Below are 11,121 nucleotides of genomic sequence, written 5' to 3' on the forward strand. Positions count from 1 at the left end.
AAAGGCCTTAACGAGAAGCGCCATCAAGGCGCGTGTGCTCGGTAATCAGCTCGCGCTCGCGCGGGTCCCGCACGGCCTCGTGCACACGCTGCGACTCGCCCTGAATAACGCGCTCATGCAGCATCGGCACGGCGGCATCGGTCTGCAGAATGGCGGCCTCGGCGTCGATGATGGCCTGGCGACGCGCGGGCCCGGTGGGCAGGTCTGCCGCGCGGGAGAGCGCTTCATCCACCGCCGGGTCGCAGAGCTGGGCGATATTGAAGGAGCCTTCGCAGGCAAAATCGCTGTACATGTAGGCGACCGGGTCGCCGGAGTCGAGCATGGTCGCCCGCGACAGGATAAAGGCGTCGAACTGACCGGCGAGCATGTCGGATTCGATGTGAGCGTACTGGCGCACTTCCTGGTGGACGTCAAAGCCGGCCGCCTCGAGCTGCTGCTCCAGCAGCACCGCCACTTCCGGCAGCTCCGCCCGGTCGGTGAAGGTGCCCAGCGTGATACTGGCGCCGTTCGGGTCGGCGGCATCCGGGCGCCCCTCGATCGGTGAGCGCAGCCCGTCGGCCCAGGCCAGCGCCGGCCCCAGCAGGCCGTTCGCCTCATCGGCGCGCCCTTCATAGACCGTTCTGACAATCGCCGCCCGATCAAGCGCCTCGCGCGCTGCCGCACGCATGGCCGGGTCCTGGAAGGGGCCCTTTTCGGTATTGAGATAGAGCGTATTGGTGCGCGGCATTGGCACCTCATGCACCAGCTCCGGATCGACCAGCGCCACCTGCGAGACCGGCACGGCCTCGACCACATCGGCGGTGCCGGTGCGCAGCGCCGCGGCACGCGCGGTGCCATCGGGCACATAGTCGGCATCGATGCCGGCAAGCGCCGCGCGCTCGCCCCAGTAGTCGTCATAGCGATCAAGCGTCGCGCTCTGGGTACCGTTGATCTCCTTTAGAACGAACGGGCCGGTACCGGCCTCGAGCGGATTGACCCGGCCATCGTCGCCGTAGGCCTTCGCCGCCATGATGGCCAGCTGCGGACTGGAGAGCCGGTTGGGCACCAGTGGGTCGGCGTGTTCGGTCTGCACCCGTACGGCATTGTCACCGTCGGCCTCGATGGTCATGTTGACGCCGTCGAGGATGCGCGGGCGCGGTACGGCACTGGTGGCCGCCGTCAGTGCCCTGACGACCTGCGAGGCGGTGAGCGGCGTACCGTCATGGAAGGTCACATCGTCGCGAATCTCGAAGCGCCAGGTACGATCGTCGACCTGCTCCCATTCGGTGGCGAGAAACGGCTGCGGATCACCATCATCATCAAGGCGAATCAGCGTCTCGGCGGTGCGCCAGCGCGAGAGCTTGAAGGCATCATCGGTGAGCGGGTTCAGCCCGGAGCGCGGCGGCTGCAGCATCGCCACGCGCACGCGGTCATTGCCGGCCTGCTCGCTGGTCGCTTCCTCGGTGGCGTCTTCCTGCTGACAGCCGGTGAGCACAGCCAGCGACAGCGCCATGGCGGGCAAATAAAAGGTGGACCGATAAAACGCGCGACGAAGGGTCAAGACGAATCTCCTGGGCAGTCGGGTATCAAGCAACGGGATAAGAAGCATTGGCGGCAGGCGCCGGCATCATGATCGCCAGATCCGGATGCGCGGCACGTACCAGCGCCCGGGTGTGGTCATGCTCGGGCGCGCCAAACAGCGCCGCCGTGGGACGGTCTTCGATGATCGCGCCGTCATGCAAAATGAGCGTGCGCTCACAAAGGCGCGGCATGACGGAGAGATCATGCGAGATGATCAAAAAGGCCGTGTCATCAAGGCGACTCATGTCATTGAAAAGCTGCATGACCTTTGCCCGCACCGGCAGGTCCAGCCCGCTGAGCGGCTCATCGGCCAGCAACAGGCGCGGCCGCAGTGCCACGGCGCGGGCAATGGCAACGCGCTGGGCCTGGCCGCCGGACAGCGCTCCGGGGCGGTACCCCAGAAACTTTTGATCAAGACCCACCCGGTCCAGCGCCTCGTCGATGCGCCGACCGTGGTGGCCTTCAACACTCAGGCGCACCAGCGGCTCGCGGATCAGTTCGCGCACGCTCATGCGCGGATCGAGTGATGAGGCCGGGTCCTGAGGGATGTACTGCACCAGCCGACGATACCAGCGCAGCGCCCTTGTCGACGCCGGGCGCACGGGGCGACCCTGACAGGTGATCGACCCGGCATCGGCGCCGTTGAGCGCCAGCAGCAGGTTCAAAAGGGTCGTCTTGCCGGCGCCGGACACCCCGGCAAGCCCGATGCGCTCGCCGGGCTGAATCGACAGATGGATGTCGCGCAGGATCGTGCGCGGCTGCCGCGCACGCCAGAATGCCAGGCTCGGCTGGTAAAGATGCTTGTAGAGGCCTTCGGCCCGCAGCAGCGGCTCGGCGTTCTCGGGGGTCAGGCCGGGCACAGCTGGCCCTCGCGCGCATCAAAGCCCGGCGCCCAGGGCACCGCGCCGGCGGCACTGTCACGCAGCGCGTGCACCAGCTGACGGGTAAAGCGGTGCTGCGGATTCGCGATGATGTGGGTCAGCGTGTTGCTCTCGACCAGCCGGCCCTCATCAATGATGACCGCGCGCTCACACAGCCGACAGGCGGCGCCGATATCGTGGGAGATGAACAGCAGCGCCGGGGTATCCGCCGTGCCGGTGCACTCGCGCAGCAGCGTCAGCACTTCTTCCTGAGTGAGCACGTCCAGCGCGGTAGTGGGCTCGTCGGCGACGATCAGCGCCGGCTTGCAGGCCAGCGCCAGCGCCATGCAGACACGCTGGCGCTGACCGCCGGAAAGCTCCGCCGGCGAGCGCTTCAATATCTCTTCGGGGTGTTGCATCTGCATGCCGCGCAGCAGGGTCACGGCAGCTTCTAGGGCCCCCTTGCGGGAGAGACCGTGAAAGCGCATGAAGGGTTCGCGCAGCTGCGCGCCGACGCTGACCAGTGGGTTGAGCGCCGAGTGCGTGTCCTGAAAGACCATGCCCGAGCGCGACGGCAGTGGCCGGCGGGTGGCGCGGATATCGGCCACTTCCACGCCGTTGATGGACACGCTGCCATCGATCTGCACCGACTGCGGCGACAGCCCCAGAATGGCCCCGGCCGTCAGCGACTTGCCGGAGCCTGACGGCCCCAGCAGGCAGACCCGCTCGCCGGCGGCGACATGAAAGCAGAGATCGCTCACCACCGTCTGCCCGCCGGCACGAATGCACAGCTCGTTGACCCTCAGCACCGCATTCGCCGACATCTTCTGCACACGCTCCCGGTCATATGAATGGATCATTTTGTGGTAAGTTATATCATAACAATCGTCAGTGTGTATTGTGCCTTCCTTAAGTGTCTTTGAGGAACTGCCGACATGCCCGGATGCGACAAAACGCAGCCCTGCAGACCGAATCTGTAACCGCTAATGTGTCAATTGTACTGGTTGACGGCATGTGGCCGCGGGGCGGGGCGAAAAAAGACGCTTATATCGACGAGTGGTATCGCGACATCGCCCCCTCGAAGGACCTGGTCGAATGGTTCAGCCGTGACCGTGACCGCTGGAATGACTTTTACGAAGCCTATCGCAAGGAGCTGCGCGAGCGGGATTCGACGCTGGCGCAGACGCTGCGCGAACACGCGCAGAACGAAGGGCTGACCCTGCTGTTTGCCGCCCGCGACGAGGAGTACAACAACGCCGTGGTGCTGAAGGATTTTCTGAAACGCACCCGCTAGAGGGGATAGCCGACCCGGTCCGGCGCTTCTACGCTGCACAAGCACCTACAGGAGACAGGGCGCTGTCATGCCAATCGTTGTCCGGCTTGATGAAGGCAGGGACGGGCGCCAGGCGGTCGTTGTTCAAGCCGATCTGATCTCGTGCCTGACCCAGCGTCAGGCATTTTTTTACTGGAGCCCCGGCTGGCGACTTATTTACCCGCCCGGGCCAAACCGGCCGTCAGCGCCAGGCCTGCAAAGAGGATGACGGCGTACTGGGGTGAGAGCATCTCCATCAGTGCGCCGAAGACTGGTGCGCCGGCCGTCTGACCGATGGCGATGGTCAGAAAGCCGATCATCAGTCCGGTGGCCGGGCGCTGCGATAGCGCCTCGACGCCCCAGATCAGATAGACCCCGGTGAGCATGATATAGGCCAGGCCAAACAGCAGCCCGCCGCCCAGCGCCAGCGCAGGCGTGGTGCCGGTCATGCCGACCATGACGATACCGGCCGCCATCGTGGCGAGAAACGTTCGATGCACGCAATCCATGCCAAGGTGTTTTACCAGCGAACCGGCCATCGCCCCCACGATGCCTGTCCCACCGATGGCGATCCAGAGCAGTCCGGTGCCGGTACTGCCCCAGTCAAGACGCAGCGATACCAGCTGCCCACCGAAGGACCACAACGCCGTGCTGGCAGCGCCCATTAAAAAAGCAGCAACGATCAGATGTTTGAGCGCGCGATTGAACACGGGCAGGCCGCCTGCGGCCTGCCGGTCACGACCGGACGCCTTCGGCACGCAAAGCGCTGCAGCAATCGCCAGCGCCACGGCCGCCACAGCAAAACCTGCAAACGCCAGACGCCACTGATCGCCCATCATCAGCGCCACGGGTCCAGACATCACCACACCGGCCCCGGTGCCGGCATTGATGACCGTATTGGTTGCACTTTGCCGCTCGGGGCGAACCGCGGCCGCCACGGCCGCCGCCATCGGAGGCGAAGCCAGCCCCGTACTTGAGCCGGCCAACATGACGGCTGCAGCAAGCCAGGGCGCGGAGGGCGCGATCGCCATACCGGCCATACCCACCGCGGCTACCAGCGCCGCCCCTACCGAAACAACGCGCGCGCTCAGCCGTTCGGTCAGCCAGGCCGACAGGGTGATGGCAAGGCAGTAGCCCAGAAAGGCACCGCCCGAAATCAGACCGCTGAGAGTGGAAGAGAGCGCAAGATCGGCATCGATCTGCGGCAAAAAGAGTCCGAAGGCGAAGCGGGCAAAGCCGTAACACACGCCAATCAGACCGAAGCCGGTCGCCCCCAGCGTCAGGGCAGGATTCATGAGCGCGCCCCCGCCATCAGGATGGCCGCCGACTGCCGGGCAGCGACCACCGCCTGCTCACCGCGATAGACCGCCGCGGCCGTGGCCCCCTCGAAGAGCACGATGATCTGCTCGACCAGCATCGGGTCCTCACGCCCGTTGTCGCGCTCGACCAGCACAGCAATACGCTCTGCGACCCGCGCCTTGTGGGCCAGTACCGCCTCGTTAATCTCCGGCGTGTCACCACCGGTCTCACCAAGGGCCCGCAGGAAGAGACAGCCGCGCCGGCCCTCGACCCGCACCCAGTCCTCCAGCGCCTTGAACAGCGCATCGATGCTTTCTACCTCCAGCCGCCGCGCAAAACGCTTGTCGCGTTCACCGAGCACCCGGGCGATCAGGGCATTCTTGCTGCCGGCATGCTTGTAGAGCGTGCGACTCGAGATGCCCGTGCCCTTTGTGAGCTTGTCCATGCCGGTGGCGGTGAAGCCGTGGCGGTCGAAGAGAGCTTCTGATGCGGTCACGAGCCTGTCCATGATGGTCATGCTGACACCTCCCAAAAGTGAAACCACACCTTCAAAGTAAAACGATCATTTTACATCGTCAATGTAAAACACGATTTATTGACGCGCCTTGATCCATTACAGGCTGGTCCGGGCATGGCGGATGCTAGACTCGGCGCCATACCAAACAACATAACGACAACACCACCACTGTCGGTTTCAGGAACACAACCGATTTCAAGGGAACAACATGACATCACGCAGAACACTGCTGCTGGCGCTGGCGGGCGCCATGACGGCGGGGAACGCCTACGGTGAGGAGGTCGAAACGGCTGATGCCGTAGAGACGATGGTGGTCAGCGCGCCGCGGCTGGCCCGCGAGCTCTATGACACCCCGGCAGCCGTATCGACCGTCGAGCGCGAGAGCCTTCAGCGCGGCCAGCAGCGCGTGCGGCTGGATGAATCACTTGGCCAGGTGCCGGGCGTTTTTATCCAGAACCGCGACAACTTCGCCCAGGGCCAGCGCATCGCCATTCGCGGCTTCGGCGCCCGAGCGCCCTTTGGCGTGCGCGGCATTACCATCCTGATGGACGGCATCCCCTATACGCTGCCCGACGGACAGGCCCAGATCGATGCCATTGATCTCGACAGCGCCGAGAGCATCGAGGTCATTCGCGGTCCCGCCTCGGTGCTCTACGGCAATGCCGCCGGCGGGGTGATCTCGGTGACGACCGCCGACGGGCGCGATGACCCGGGCACCCGGCTGCGTGTGGAAGGCGGCAGCGACGACTACAGGAAAGCCTCCCTGCAGACCGGCGGCGTCAATGGCGACTGGTCGCACCACGTCAGCCTGTCGGCGCTGAACCAGAACGGTTACCGCGACCACAGTTCGGTGGAGAAGTACCTGCTCAACGCCAAACTGCGTCGCGCGCTCGACGATGACCGGGCGCTGACCGCCATCGTCAATCTGCTCGACAACCCGCGCTCGGAAGACCCCGGCGGGCTGACCCGTGAGCAGGTCTCCCGGAAGCGCCATCAGGCCGGGCGCTTTACCCGGGAATATGACACCGGCCAGAGCGTCGATCAGCAGGTGGTGGGCCTGCAGTACGAGGATCTCTCCGCCGGCCCCGGTGAGCTCTATGTGAAGGGGTTCTACACCTGGCGCAACTTCGAGCAGCAGCTGCCCTATCCGGGTGACAGTCTTCTGGGCTATGACCGCGACGTCTTCGGCGGTAGTGCCGAGTATCATCAAACGCTGAGCCTGGCCAACATGCCGCTGCGCTACGCGGTCGGTGTGGATGCCGCCCACCAGCGCGACGACCGCTGGCGGCGCAATGTCGCCTTCAGCGGCGAGGTGACCGACAAGAGCGAAGACGAGACCCAGACCGCCACCTCGACCGGCGTCTTTGTGCAGGGCGATCTCGATCTGACCGATCAATGGACCGCCTCGCTGGGCGTGCGCTACGACCGCATTCGGCTCAGGATCGACGATGACCTGACCACTGAAGGCGACAACAGCGGGAATCGGGAATTCAACGAGTGGAGCGGCTCGGCGGGGCTGAGCTATCGCTACCTGCCCGACCATCAGGCCTATGTGAACACCGCCACCTCATTCGAGACGCCGACCTTCTCGGAGTTTGCCAACCCCGCCGGCGGCGGCGGCTTCAATTCGAGCGTCGAACCGCAGAAAGCGTGGAACCGCGAGATCGGCCTGCGCGGCCACTTCAACAACGGCCTGAACTATGACGTGGCGCTGTTCTCGGTGCGGGTGCGCGACGAGCTGGTGCCCTACACCCTTGAGGGCGATGACGATCGCACCTTTTATCAGAACGCCGGCAACACTGACCGCGACGGCCTGGAAGTCGCACTCGGCTGGCAGCTTGATGAGACCTGGCGCCTCGACAGCGCGCTGACGCTGGCCCACTACCGCTTTGACGATTTTGAAGCCAACGGCGAGCGCTATGACAGCAACCGCATTCCCGGCCTGCCGGAACAGACCTGGGTCAACTGGCTGACCTGGGAAGGGCGCGACCAGCGCTTTGCCACGCTGGAGACGCAATACATCGGCGACATGGTGGCCGATAACGCCAACGACGTGGACGTCGACAGCTACTGGCTGATCAACCTGCGGGCGGGCGAGGGCTGGCAGCTCGGCGGCGATACGAGCCTCAATATCTACGCCGGCATTCGCAACCTGTTCGATCGCGAACACTTTGCCAATACCCGCATCAACGCCAGCAACGATCGCTACTTCGAGCCGGCCCCGGGGCGAACCTTCTATGCCGGGCTGGAAGTCGGGTTTTAAAAACAAGGAGAGGAGAGAGCCACGCTGGTGCGATATTGGCCAGCGCGGCAAGCCCTCAGCGCCGGAAACACTGTTATGGAACAGCACAGCAAGGTTCAACATGCTCACGCTACTGACATTATCGAAACACTGCCTGTCAACGAACACAGCGACGTCATCTTCGTGCTGGGGTCTGCGCACAGTCATGACGACATTGCCAGGGTCACTGCCGAGCGATTCAAGACCTTCGAAAGGGCGATCGTCATCAGTGGCTATTCAGATGAATCCAGCAACATAAAGTCGCTTATCGTGGCGCTGGGGGTACCTTCATCTCGAATCGAATGTGAGCACAAGGCAAGCAATACGCTGGAAAACTTTTTGTATTCAAAAGCGCTTCTGGATATGGCCTCACCCCGAAGGTCGATTGAAATTGTATGCAAGGATTACTCGGCACCAAGGGTATATTTAACCGCCTTGAAAACGCTTAAAGAATGGAAAATTGGCATCCATCCCTATCGATTAAACGCTGTCACCCCTACCATTTTTCTCCAAAAATTCATGGCAGAAACTCATAAGATCGGGAAATACGCCAGCAAGGGGCATATTACAAGCCCCGATGCTATCGGGTTTAATCCGGACATTTTTATCGACAGGGCCTGACCAATGTTTCCATCGAAAGCACCATGACATCTTCTGAATGCAGCGTTCAGAGCTACAGTGTGAGTAACAACTCACACTTCGGCGATCAGATGTCGACCCGCTTTGGCGATGATGATCAGGGCATGACGCTGGATACCAACATGCTCGGCGCGACCAGAGCCCCCTTTATCGTGCAGATTGAAAGCGACGAGCAGGGGCAGGCCATCATTGATTATGATCGGTAAATTTTATGAACTTCACACTGGGAAATTTCCTATTTTCAGAAAATTATCGCGAAAAAAATGAAGATATTTGCCAACAGCAGGAACATATCAACGCTTGATAATATCGAGGTTGATCCATGTATTTTGCAGGCAGTGTCTGGTTAATATTTTTGTTGAGGGTATCAAAAATTTCTTAACACCCGATTTCAAAAAAGAGATCAAATAGCCGCGTCACGCCCATTTTAAGTTTACAGACCCATAAAAACTTGCATTGTACATCCGCTATATCTTGAGCAGATTTGCCATCAAAAAACTCATTAAAACCTAACGCATTAGCATCAAAGGCGATAGGTAGGCATCGTACATTGCTTAAGTAAGCAAAGTGGCGTACTGGACAGAAAAAAGGTGCGGCAGAGCCATTATCGGGTGATGCCACAAATCCTGACTCTCCATTTTCAATATTTTCTGGACTCTGTTATTTTAGAAAAAAATCAACCAAAACCACATAAATAAATATGCCTAACACATATTCAGGAGATTAAAGAGTGAGCATTTTTTGGGACAGCAACGCAAGTGTAAAAAGAAATGTTGGAGCATGGTTTTTTATTGCTTTTCTACTAACAGCAGCATTGTCTCTATATTTTAATCATTTTGTAGCCAACCCACACACTGTCAAAATAGCAACTTACATATCCATCGCATTCACAATAATCACTTTTCCATGGATAATTTCTCGATTAGCCCGTAAAAGTAATCAAAACAAAAAATGGCATAACATACCTCGATGGAAAAAACTTGCCACTCTACTGGCCCTTCCTTTTTTAATTTTCTCTGTTTTTTGGCTTAATCTTGCACTTGCATTTCCACACGCATATACACAAGTTTTTGGTACATCCATGGCCCGATCGGATATTATTCATAAAGAGGAGGGGATTAACTGCAATTATCAAGTAACTCTGGACTCTGTAGATGCACTATTTTTTGAGTTTTGTATTGATCAGGAGAATTTTGATCGCATGTCTGATGGTCCTCAATCTGCAGATATTATGATAAAAGAGTCTTCGCTCGGTTATATCGTTACAGGTGTGGGAGTCATGATAGATCGATAAAAATAAACCTTTAAACAACTGTTTCTTATAAACCAACAACATGAATACATGTCTAAGTGCTCATTTTTTTGATTCAAATTCGAATACTGATGAAGCGCTCCGCCAATTTGGCGCTGCCGGACAATCATTACCATTGGCTGCTGGATTCTATTTTCCAATAAACGTATAGCGCAGGTTGAATATCAGCCGGCAGTGAAAATAACAGTAAGGGAAAACCACACACATGCATGTAAATCACAGCTTTCGCGAACGCGCGAGCATCGCTTTAACAGGCATGGGGCTATTCATGTTGCTGCTGCTCGGTTCATTCTCAAGTGACGCAGCAAGTGCGAATACCGATACGGCCGAGACTACCGCGGTGACGCTGGACCATACCCGGCAGTGGGAGATGCATAACGCACAAGGCAGAGCGTATCGCATCATGATCAGCCTGCCCGACGGCGACCCGCCGCAAGGCGGTTATCCGGTGCTCTATGTGCTCGATGGCAACGCCTACTTTCCGGCCTTCCATGCGGCTCGCGACACCGTCGCGCGCTATCACGACACGGTCATCGTCGGGATCGGCTATCCGCAGGCACAGGCGCTCAATTTCAGGCGACGTTCCTATGATTTTTCGCCACCGGCGCCCGCCGACCGGAACGAGCCGCCCCAGGGCGGGCAGGACGAACTGCTGGCTTTTCTCGAGCAGCGCCTGATGCCGCGCGTCGCTTCTGATCTACCGATCGATTCGCGTCAACAGAGCCTGTTCGGCCACTCTTTCGGCGGCATGTTCGCGATCTACACGATGTTCAAGCGCCCCGCTCTGTTTAACCACGTGGTCGCGGCGAGCCCGTCGCTGTGGTGGCGTGATCAGTATCTACTGCCGCTGGAGCCCGAGTTTCAAAAAGCGATGCAGAAGCGCCCAAAGCATCCTCCCAGCCTGGTGATGATTCTGGCCGAGGGCGACATGCCACAGCAGATTCGGGATGCACGCAGCCTCAACGAGCGGCTTCAGCCGCTATCGGCCTATGGCATGCGTTCAAGTTTTACCCTCGTTGCCGGGGTTGATCACGCCACGGTGCCCTTCAAAACGGTTGCTCTTGTCATGCGAGAGGTTTTTGAATCGCCCTGAACGCCGCAGGCCTTCATGTCATTGATGGCATCGCCATCCCTGTCGATGCTTTTCAAGGCGACAGCGTGCGTCGCAACCCTTTTTACCCGCCAAAGAGTACCTCTACATGAAAGCTGCTCTTTTACGTTCGCTATGGTGATCGCGCTGGCCGGCTGCACCAGCGAGGCGCTCGACCGCGCCGATGACGGACTGGTCTTCCAGACCGGCAGCCATTAAAAAGGCGTGCGTGAGCCGCATCCGCTCGCTCG

Annotated in this window: 12 protein-coding genes; 7 read left to right on the forward strand and 5 right to left on the reverse strand. The window is 59.9% G+C overall.

The window, feature by feature from the left end; translation table 11 throughout:
* Window positions 1-7: 7 nt before the first annotated feature.
* From BM079_RS08365 to BM079_RS08375, 3 genes are read right to left on the reverse strand one after another with little or no spacing between them, the layout of a single operon-like run.
* Window positions 8-1,540 (reverse strand): ABC transporter substrate-binding protein, encoded by a 1,533-nt coding sequence (locus BM079_RS08365; RefSeq protein ID WP_245742879.1) that lies wholly within the window; start codon window positions 1,538-1,540, stop codon window positions 8-10.
* Window positions 1,541-1,565: 25 nt separating this feature from the next.
* A complete protein-coding gene (locus BM079_RS08370) occupies window positions 1,566-2,420 on the reverse strand; it encodes an ABC transporter ATP-binding protein (RefSeq protein WP_245742880.1) in 855 nt (284 codons plus the stop codon).
* A complete protein-coding gene (locus BM079_RS08375; RefSeq protein ID WP_090132887.1) occupies window positions 2,408-3,244 on the reverse strand; it encodes an ATP-binding cassette domain-containing protein in 837 nt (278 codons plus the stop codon). The genes BM079_RS08370 and BM079_RS08375 overlap by 13 nt, the downstream gene beginning before the upstream one ends.
* 119 nt (window positions 3,245-3,363) lie before the next feature.
* Between BM079_RS08375 and BM079_RS08380 the strand changes: the two genes are divergently transcribed.
* On the forward strand, window positions 3,364-3,714 hold the full coding sequence (locus BM079_RS08380; RefSeq protein ID WP_090132889.1) for a DUF488 domain-containing protein: 351 nt from the start codon (window positions 3,364-3,366) through the stop codon (window positions 3,712-3,714).
* Window positions 3,715-3,905: 191 nt separating this feature from the next.
* On the opposite strand, the gene BM079_RS08385 is transcribed toward BM079_RS08380, so the two are convergent.
* Window positions 3,906-5,027, reverse strand: a complete 1,122-nt coding sequence (locus BM079_RS08385; RefSeq protein ID WP_090132890.1) for an MFS transporter — start codon at window positions 5,025-5,027, stop codon at window positions 3,906-3,908.
* Entirely contained in the window at window positions 5,024-5,527 is a 504-nt protein-coding gene (locus BM079_RS08390) for a TetR/AcrR family transcriptional regulator (RefSeq protein WP_245742881.1), read from the reverse strand. The genes BM079_RS08385 and BM079_RS08390 overlap by 4 nt, the downstream gene beginning before the upstream one ends.
* Before the next feature lie 229 nt (window positions 5,528-5,756).
* On the opposite strand from BM079_RS08390, the gene BM079_RS08395 reads away from it, so the two are divergent.
* The 6 genes from BM079_RS08395 to BM079_RS16720 all read left to right on the forward strand — a co-directional run bounded on the left by BM079_RS08395 (window position 5,757) and on the right by BM079_RS16720 (window position 11,089).
* Complete coding sequence (locus tag BM079_RS08395) at window positions 5,757-7,811, forward strand: TonB-dependent receptor family protein (RefSeq protein WP_090132894.1); 2,055 nt, start codon at window positions 5,757-5,759, stop codon at window positions 7,809-7,811.
* A gap of 75 nt (window positions 7,812-7,886) precedes the next feature.
* Complete coding sequence (locus BM079_RS08400; RefSeq protein ID WP_090132896.1) at window positions 7,887-8,450, forward strand: YdcF family protein; 564 nt, start codon at window positions 7,887-7,889, stop codon at window positions 8,448-8,450.
* 23 nt (window positions 8,451-8,473) lie between these two features.
* Window positions 8,474-8,674 carry a hypothetical protein gene (locus BM079_RS16590; protein ID WP_139215281.1) on the forward strand — a complete coding sequence of 67 codons (201 nt, stop codon included), beginning with the start codon at window positions 8,474-8,476 and terminating at the stop codon, window positions 8,672-8,674.
* Between the two features lie 524 nt (window positions 8,675-9,198).
* The gene (locus tag BM079_RS16595; RefSeq protein WP_139215282.1) at window positions 9,199-9,762 is read left to right on the forward strand and encodes a hypothetical protein; all 564 of its coding nucleotides are present in this window, start codon (window positions 9,199-9,201) and stop codon (window positions 9,760-9,762) included.
* A 286-nt stretch (window positions 9,763-10,048) separates the two neighbouring features.
* On the forward strand, window positions 10,049-10,873 hold the full coding sequence (locus tag BM079_RS08405) for an alpha/beta hydrolase (RefSeq protein ID WP_175489645.1): 825 nt from the start codon (window positions 10,049-10,051) through the stop codon (window positions 10,871-10,873).
* Between the two features lie 15 nt (window positions 10,874-10,888).
* On the forward strand, window positions 10,889-11,089 hold the full coding sequence (locus tag BM079_RS16720; protein ID WP_175489646.1) for a hypothetical protein: 201 nt from the start codon (window positions 10,889-10,891) through the stop codon (window positions 11,087-11,089).
* Window positions 11,090-11,121: the final 32 nt, after the last annotated feature.

This window comes from Kushneria avicenniae (assembly GCF_900112585.1).
In the GTDB taxonomy this organism is placed as follows: Bacteria; Pseudomonadota; Gammaproteobacteria; order Pseudomonadales; family Halomonadaceae; genus Kushneria; species Kushneria avicenniae.

Coding starts and splice junctions, on each gene's coding strand:
- BM079_RS08405 (WP_175489645.1), top strand. CDS start 10,049: ATGTTGCTGCTGCTCGGTTCATTCTCAAGTGACGCAGCAAGTGCGAAT.
- BM079_RS16590 (WP_139215281.1), top strand. CDS start 8,474: ATGACATCTTCTGAATGCAGCGTTCAGAGCTACAGTGTGAGTAACAAC.
- BM079_RS08375 (WP_090132887.1), bottom strand. CDS start 3,244: ATGTCGGCGAATGCGGTGCTGAGGGTCAACGAGCTGTGCATTCGTGCC.
- BM079_RS08380 (WP_090132889.1), top strand. CDS start 3,364: ATGCGACAAAACGCAGCCCTGCAGACCGAATCTGTAACCGCTAATGTG.
- BM079_RS16720 (WP_175489646.1), top strand. CDS start 10,889: ATGTCATTGATGGCATCGCCATCCCTGTCGATGCTTTTCAAGGCGACA.
- BM079_RS08385 (WP_090132890.1), bottom strand. CDS start 5,027: ATGAATCCTGCCCTGACGCTGGGGGCGACCGGCTTCGGTCTGATTGGC.
- BM079_RS08395 (WP_090132894.1), top strand. CDS start 5,757: ATGACATCACGCAGAACACTGCTGCTGGCGCTGGCGGGCGCCATGACG.
- BM079_RS08400 (WP_090132896.1), top strand. CDS start 7,887: ATGGAACAGCACAGCAAGGTTCAACATGCTCACGCTACTGACATTATC.